We start from the raw sequence: 5,955 nt of genomic DNA, 5'->3' as shown, positions 1-5,955 counted from the left end.
GCCGGTCTGCTGCCCGATCCGAAGACGGTCATCCAGGCCGGCGACCAGGTCTACGTCGCCGCGATCGCGGGCCATATCGCCGAGGCGCTCGCCATCGCGGCGCTGCCGCCGAGTGAGGACGTCGAGGAACGATGACGGCCGCCGGCGACGACATGAAGGAGCGGCGGAGGTGAAAGTCGCAATTGCCGGGGCAGGTGCCGTCGGGCGATCGATCGCCCGCGAACTTCTCGACAACGGCCACGAAGTGACGCTGCTGGAGCGCAACCCCGACCACATCGACGTCGATGCGATCCCGGCCGCGCACTGGCGCCTCGGTGACGCCTGCGAGCTGTCGCTGCTCGAATCGGTGCACATTGAGGAATTCGACGTGGTGATCGCTGCCACCGGCGACGACAAGGCCAACGTCGTGGTCAGCCTGCTTGCGAAAAGCGAGTTCGCGGTGTCGCGGGTCGTGGCCCGCGTCAACGACCCACGCAACGAGTGGCTGTTCGACGATGGGTGGGGCGTCGACGTCGCGGTGTCGACCCCACGCCTGCTGGCCTCGCTCGTGGAGGAGGCGGTTGCGGTCGGCGACCTGGTGCGCATCATGAAGTTCCGCCAGGGCGAGGCCAACCTGCTGGAGATCACGTTGCCCGACGACACGCCGTGGGGCGGCAGGCCCGTGCGCAGGCTCGAGTTGCCTCGTGATGCGGCGTTGGTGACGATCCTGCGCGGATCCCGGGTGATTGTGCCGCAGGACGACGAGCCCCTCGAAGGGGGCGACGAGCTGCTGTTCGTGGCCGTGCCTGAGGTCGAGGACGAGGTGCGGCAGCTGCTTTTGAGCCCGCAGGATTAGCTCCCGGCCACCTCCGGGTCGGCTCCGATTCCGCCGTCCTCGACGGGCTCGTCGACGCGCTCCGGTGACCGGTGCGGCATCGCCCGCGCAGCCGCCTTGATCGGGAAGTAGGTCGCGAGCGCGGCTACCGCGGTGAGCGGCCAGCCCATCCCGATGCGGGCAACTCCGAGCCATCCGGTCTGGTTGATGTCGTAGAGGTAGCGCTGCACGATGAACCGCGACACGAACACCAGCGCCCAGATCAGCGTTGCGACGTCGTAGGCGAAAACCGCCTTGCGAACGCGCCGCCAGCTGGAGTCGTGGTCATGGATCCAGCCCCAGATGTAGCCCACCAATGGCCGTCGCACCAGCACGGAGCCCACGAAGAGCCCGGCATAAAGCAGCGAACTCCAAATGCCGAGCAGGAAGTAGCCCTTGCTCTCGCCCACCACGTAGGCGATCGCGGCGCAGATCCCGACGCCGATGAATCCTGAGACCGCCGGCTGCGCCGACTCCCGGCGCAACAGCCGCCACGCGAGGACCAGCGCGCCCACGCCGAGCGCTGCGACGATCGCGGGCATCAGGCCGAACGCGGTGGAAACCGGCACGAACACCACCACGGGCAGCGAGGAGTAGATCAGACCGCTGACGCCGCCCATCTGGGCGAGCAGCGCCCGCGGGGCGTTGCGATTTTCGGGCACAGGTCGGTGTCTAGCTATCTCTCCGGGTGAGGCTGTCCGTGGCAGCGCTCATCGCTGGATCTCGTAGTGGGGGTTGTAGATGGCCTTTGAGCCGTTTTCGAGCTTGCCGAGCCTACCGTGCACACGCAGCTTGCGCCCGGAGTCGATCCCGGTGATCTTGCGCTGTCCCAGCCATACCAACGTGACGGTGTCGGTGCCGTCGAACAGCTCGGCCTTGACGCCACCGGCACACCCCTTCGCGTTGGCCTCGACGCTGCGCAGGGTGCCGACCATTGTCACCTCTTGGCCGCGCTGGCAGTCAATCGCGCGCTGCGCGCCATCATTGGCGGCCTCGTCGCTCAGTTCCTCGGCGTCACGTTGCTCAGGGTCCTCTGTCAGCCGACGGGTGAGTCGGCGCAGATATCGCTCGGCCGTAGCCATGAGCCCTCCTGACACTCCGGTGTATCCGCACTGCCCCCGCAACGGTAGACCTGTTGAGTTTGATATGCCACGCCGCACGCGGGTCGCCTCACCTGTTGTGAAGCGCACCAGGCACCATCGTGGGATGGCTGTCAATCTGCGGGGCGTGTGCACGGTGCTGCTGCCGGGCACCGGTTCCGACGACGACTACGTCTACCGGGCGTTTTCCGATGCGCTGCATGACATCGGCGCAGTGGTCGCGGCGGCGGCGCCACAGTCGTCCGGGTTGATTGCCGGCTACCTGGCCGACATGGACAACGCGGCGCGCGACGCGCCGATCGCGGTGGGCGGGGTCTCGATCGGCGCCGCGGTAGCCGCCGCATGGGCACTCTCCCACCCCGGCCACGCGGTCGCGGTGCTGGCCGCACTCCCGGCATGGACGGGTTCGCCGGAGTCGGCCCCCGCCGCGCTTGCGGCCCGGCATTCAGCGCACGCGTTGCGCCGCGACGGGCTGGTGGCTGCAACCGCGCAGATGCGTGCGTCGAGCCCGCAGTGGCTGGCCGAAGAGCTCACCCGCTCGTGGGTCGGCCAATGGCCGGCCCTGCCCGACGCGATGGACGAAGCCGCCGGTTACGTCGCACCGACATGCCCGGAATTCGAGCTGCTGTCGGTGCCCATGGGCGTTGTCGCCGCGGTTGACGACCCGGTGCATCCGCTGGAGGTTGCGGTCGAATGGGTGTCGGCCGCCCCCCGCGCGGCGCTGCGCACCGTGACCCTCGACCAGGTGGGCGCCGACTCTGCGGTTCTCGGAGCCGCTTGTGTCTCTGCCCTGCAGGACGCCTGAGGAGCGCTTATCCGCCCATCGTCGTGCGGAGTTGCTGCATCGCCGATCCGCCCGCGGCGCGTCGGGCGGTGGGTTGCGGCTCCTGCTCGGCGGCCGGTTGCGGTTGCTGCTGCGCGGCCTGTTCGGCCGCAGCGCGCAACTGGGCGGCCATCGGCTCGGGAAGCGCGACCGGCAACGGCGTGCGGACGGGCAGCGGCGTCTCGCCACGGCGAACTACCGTGTCCGCCAACGCGTTTCGCGCTTCGGCCGTCAGCGCCTCGATGCTCTCGGCCGGCCCGTTGATCACGCACCGGATCATCCATCGGTAGCCGTCAACGCCGATGAACCGGACCGGGTTGGCGCCGGCGCCGACCACCTCGCGGCCCCATGGACCGTCGTCGATCGACACCATCGCCGCATCCTTGCGCAGCGCGTCGGCGAGCTCTGAGGCGACCTCGCGCCACAATCCCGCGGTCTTCGGGGCGGCGTAGGCAGCGATCGTGAATCGCCCGTTCGTCGTCACGACCCAGATCGCGCTGGGAATGCCCGTCTCGGTGAGTTCGACCTGCAGTTGCCCCGTATCGGGAACAGGGATCAGAACAGATCCGAGATCGAGCCTGGCAACCTCGGCCTGCGTCGGTTCGTCGAAATCGTCGATGTCGAACGGGCCGTCTACCGGTGCGTCGCCGGTGTCGACCGGCTCGTCGACGTCTTCGGCCTCCGGCTGCGCCGACTTGGCGTCCGGATCCGGTTCGTTTCTTCTGCTTCGCCCGAATGCCATCACAAGCTCGCATGTCCGCCGGAGGAACCGTGTCCGCCGTCGCCACGGGGGGTCTGCGCCAACCCGGCTTCGTCGAACGACGACACCTCGATCAACTCGGGTAATTCCACCTGCTGCACCAGCAACTGCGCGATACGGTCGCCGCGGTGCACGTTGATCGGCACGCTCGGGTCGAGGTTGATCAATGCCACCTTGATCTCCCCCCGGTAACCCGCGTCAATGGTGCCGGGGCTGTTGACGATCGAAAGCCCAACGCGCGCGGCCAGACCCGACCGCGGATGCACCAGTCCGACCATGCCGTACGGAATCGCCACCGCTATCCCCGTGGGCACCAGCGCCCGTTGGCCCGGCGCGAGTTCGACGTCTTGGGCGCTGTAGAGATCGACGCCCGCGTCGCCCTCGTGGGCTCGGCTCGGCATCGGGAGCTCGGGGTCCAGACGAACGACCGCCAGACGGGTGGACACGACACGAAAGACTACCCTTGGCCGCGTGTCCGGCACGCGCGCCACGTCGCAAAAGATGCTCTACCACGAGCGCCTGTCGGTGCCGTGGTGGTGGTATCCGCCCGCTCTGTTCGTTGCGGGATTGGTGGCTCTCGAGGTCAACGCCGCCGCCCGTGACTGGCCCCGCTGGATCTCGTTCGCGCTGCTTTTCGCCGTCGCGGCCGGCGCACTGGTTTGGCTCGGGCGAATCGAGGTGCAAGTCGTCGACGGCACCGACGGGCCCGAGCTCTGGGCCGGGCAGGCCCACCTCCCCGTGACCGTCATCTCGCGCTCGGCCGAAGTCCCCCGCTCGGCGAAGTCCTCGGCGCTGGGCCGCCAGCTCGACCCGGCCGCCTACGTCCTGCATCGGGCCTGGATAGGGCCGATGGCGCTGGTGGTGCTGGACGACCCCGACGACCCGACGCCGTACTGGCTGGTGAGCAGCCGGCACCCGGATCGGGTGCTGGCGGCATTGCAGCCCCGCGCCGCCGGCTAGGCCGCGCAGTCGGTACAGATCATCACGCCGTTCTTCTCGCTCGCGAGACGACTGCGGTGGTGCACCAAAAAGCAGCTGGAGCAGGTGAACTCATCGGCCTGCTTCGGAATGACCCGCACCGACAGTTCCTCACCCGACAGATCAGCGCCGGGCAGTTCGAAGGATTCGGCCGACTCTGATTCATCGACGTCGACCACGGCCGATTGTGCCTCGTTGCGCCGCGCCTTCAGCTCCTCCAGCGAGTCCTCGGATACGTCGTCGGTCTCGGTACGCCGTGGGGCGTCGTAGTCTGTAGCCATCGTCTTGCCCCCTATCTACAACATGCAGCAAGGCTTTGTACCAGTGCCGAACGCGTCTACCAAACGATTCGTGCCCGGAATACCCCGTGTTCAAGTGTGATTTGCATCACATAATCGGGCCTCGCGCAACTGCCGCGCCGCGGACCGCACTCTAGAGTGCACTCGTGGTCGCTCAAATCACCGAAGGCACCGCCTTCGACCGGCACGGCAGGCCCTTCAAACGGCGCAACTACCTCCCCGGAATCATCGTCGGCGTGGCCTTGTTCTTGGCTGCGGCCGTCGTGTGGGTGGTCGCGCTGACCCGCCCCGCTGATGTCCGGGAAGCCGCCGTCTGCAACCCACCGCCCGCCCCGGCTGATCCGTCACAACCCCAGCTCGGCCAGCAGGTGTCCCGGGCCACCATGACGAAGGTGGCGCCGGCGAAACTCACCGACACGAAGATCCGTGTGCTCAACGCCAGTGGTCAGGGCGGTCAGGCGGCCGATGTGGCGGGCGCGCTGCGCGATCTTGGGTTCGCTCAACCCACGGCGGCGAACGACCCGATCTACGCCAACACGCGTCTGACATGCCACGGCCAGATCCGGTTCGGCCCCGCCGGACAGGCCGCGGCCGCGTCCGTCTGGCTCGTTGCGCCATGCACGGAGCTGTTCGAGGATCAACGCCCAGACGACTCGGTTGACCTGGCGATCGGCACGCAATTCACGGCGCTCACCCACAGCGACGACATCGACGCGATGCTTGCCAGCCTGCGCCCCGGAGCCACCGCACCGCCTGATTTATCTTTGCTGCCAAAGATTCACGCCGACGCATGCTGACGATGTAGCAAATCTTGCGTCATTTGCGCGACGGGATACACTCGTTGACTGGATTTAAATGCTCCTCGAGGGGCTGGTCTTAAGGAGCGCGTCCATCAACGTCAAGTCGGATCCCAGCAACGACAGCGCGGCGAGCGGATGAGAGGGTCGCCCACCGAGCCGCTGAATAGCGTGGCGGTGATTGCCGCGCATTGCGGTGATGTCGCCATCGGTACCGGCGCGGCGCTTCTGCAGATCTCGCGAACCTATCCTGACGTCGTCGTGCATGGGCTCGTGTTGACCGGCGGCGGCACGGTCCGGGAGATCGAAGAGCGGAACGCGTTCGCTGCGATGTGCCCTTCGTCA

At 67.7% G+C, this 5,955-nt stretch carries 9 protein-coding genes and 1 pseudogene; 5 read left to right on the top strand and 5 right to left on the bottom strand.

Annotation, left to right across the window (positions count from 1 at the left end; translation table 11 throughout):
- Together VKG81_RS17080 and VKG81_RS17075 are read left to right on the top strand one after the other, a co-directional pair.
- Positions 1 to 135 (top strand): annotated as a pseudogene (locus VKG81_RS17080) (TrkA family potassium uptake protein); the annotation flags it as partial.
- Positions 113 to 835, top strand: a complete 723-nt coding sequence (locus tag VKG81_RS17075) for a TrkA family potassium uptake protein (RefSeq protein ID WP_324397740.1) — start codon at positions 113 to 115, stop codon at positions 833 to 835. The pseudogene VKG81_RS17080 and the gene VKG81_RS17075, both read left to right, overlap by 23 nt.
- Here the strand turns inward: VKG81_RS17075 and VKG81_RS17070 are convergent.
- Together VKG81_RS17070 and VKG81_RS17065 are read right to left on the bottom strand one after the other, a co-directional pair.
- Entirely contained in the window at positions 832 to 1,473 is a 642-nt protein-coding gene (locus tag VKG81_RS17070; protein WP_324397741.1) for a DUF3159 domain-containing protein, read from the bottom strand. The genes VKG81_RS17075 and VKG81_RS17070 overlap by 4 nt on opposite strands.
- A gap of 90 nt (positions 1,474 to 1,563) precedes the next feature.
- Entirely contained in the window at positions 1,564 to 1,935 is a 372-nt protein-coding gene (locus VKG81_RS17065; protein ID WP_324397739.1) for an OB-fold nucleic acid binding domain-containing protein, read from the bottom strand.
- A 124-nt stretch (positions 1,936 to 2,059) separates the two neighbouring features.
- Here VKG81_RS17065 and VKG81_RS17060 point away from each other — a divergent pair, with 124 nt between their 5' ends.
- Positions 2,060 to 2,758: an alpha/beta hydrolase gene (locus VKG81_RS17060; RefSeq protein WP_324397738.1), complete on the top strand. Its 699-nt coding sequence runs from the start codon at positions 2,060 to 2,062 to the stop codon at positions 2,756 to 2,758.
- Between the two features lie 7 nt (positions 2,759 to 2,765).
- On the opposite strand, the gene VKG81_RS17055 is transcribed toward VKG81_RS17060, so the two are convergent.
- Positions 2,766 to 3,518, bottom strand: a complete 753-nt coding sequence (locus tag VKG81_RS17055) for a DUF3710 domain-containing protein (RefSeq protein WP_324397737.1) — start codon at positions 3,516 to 3,518, stop codon at positions 2,766 to 2,768.
- Positions 3,518 to 3,982: a dUTP diphosphatase gene (gene dut / locus VKG81_RS17050; protein ID WP_324397736.1), complete on the bottom strand. Its 465-nt coding sequence runs from the start codon at positions 3,980 to 3,982 to the stop codon at positions 3,518 to 3,520. Before dut ends, VKG81_RS17055 begins: the two co-directional genes overlap by 1 nt.
- Before the next feature lie 25 nt (positions 3,983 to 4,007).
- Between dut and VKG81_RS17045 the strand changes: the two genes are divergently transcribed.
- Positions 4,008 to 4,496: a DUF3093 domain-containing protein gene (locus VKG81_RS17045; RefSeq protein ID WP_324397735.1), complete on the top strand. Its 489-nt coding sequence runs from the start codon at positions 4,008 to 4,010 to the stop codon at positions 4,494 to 4,496.
- Here the strand turns inward: VKG81_RS17045 and VKG81_RS17040 are convergent.
- Positions 4,493 to 4,795, bottom strand: a complete 303-nt coding sequence (locus VKG81_RS17040; RefSeq protein WP_024445904.1) for a DUF4193 domain-containing protein — start codon at positions 4,793 to 4,795, stop codon at positions 4,493 to 4,495. The two genes, VKG81_RS17045 and VKG81_RS17040, sit on opposite strands and share 4 nt — an antisense overlap.
- 164 nt (positions 4,796 to 4,959) lie before the next feature.
- On the opposite strand from VKG81_RS17040, the gene cei reads away from it, so the two are divergent.
- Complete coding sequence (gene cei / locus VKG81_RS17035) at positions 4,960 to 5,610, top strand: envelope integrity protein Cei (protein ID WP_324397734.1); 651 nt, start codon at positions 4,960 to 4,962, stop codon at positions 5,608 to 5,610.
- Positions 5,611 to 5,955 lie beyond the last annotated feature (345 nt).

Origin of the sequence: Mycobacterium sp., assembly GCF_035314905.1 — a bacterium.
GTDB lineage: Bacteria > Actinomycetota > Actinomycetes > Mycobacteriales > Mycobacteriaceae > Mycobacterium.
This window is presented reverse-complemented; position numbering and strand designations above follow the sequence as displayed.

Excerpts from the sequence above, each read along its gene's own strand:
- VKG81_RS17055 (WP_324397737.1), bottom strand. The coding sequence starts at position 3,518 with ATGGCATTCGGGCGAAGCAGAAGAAACGAACCGGATCCGGACGCCAAG.
- VKG81_RS17070 (WP_324397741.1), bottom strand. The coding sequence starts at position 1,473 with ATGGGCGGCGTCAGCGGTCTGATCTACTCCTCGCTGCCCGTGGTGGTG.
- VKG81_RS17040 (WP_024445904.1), bottom strand. The coding sequence starts at position 4,795 with ATGGCTACAGACTACGACGCCCCACGGCGTACCGAGACCGACGACGTA.
- VKG81_RS17065 (WP_324397739.1), bottom strand. The coding sequence starts at position 1,935 with ATGGCTACGGCCGAGCGATATCTGCGCCGACTCACCCGTCGGCTGACA.
- VKG81_RS17060 (WP_324397738.1), top strand. The coding sequence starts at position 2,060 with ATGGCTGTCAATCTGCGGGGCGTGTGCACGGTGCTGCTGCCGGGCACC.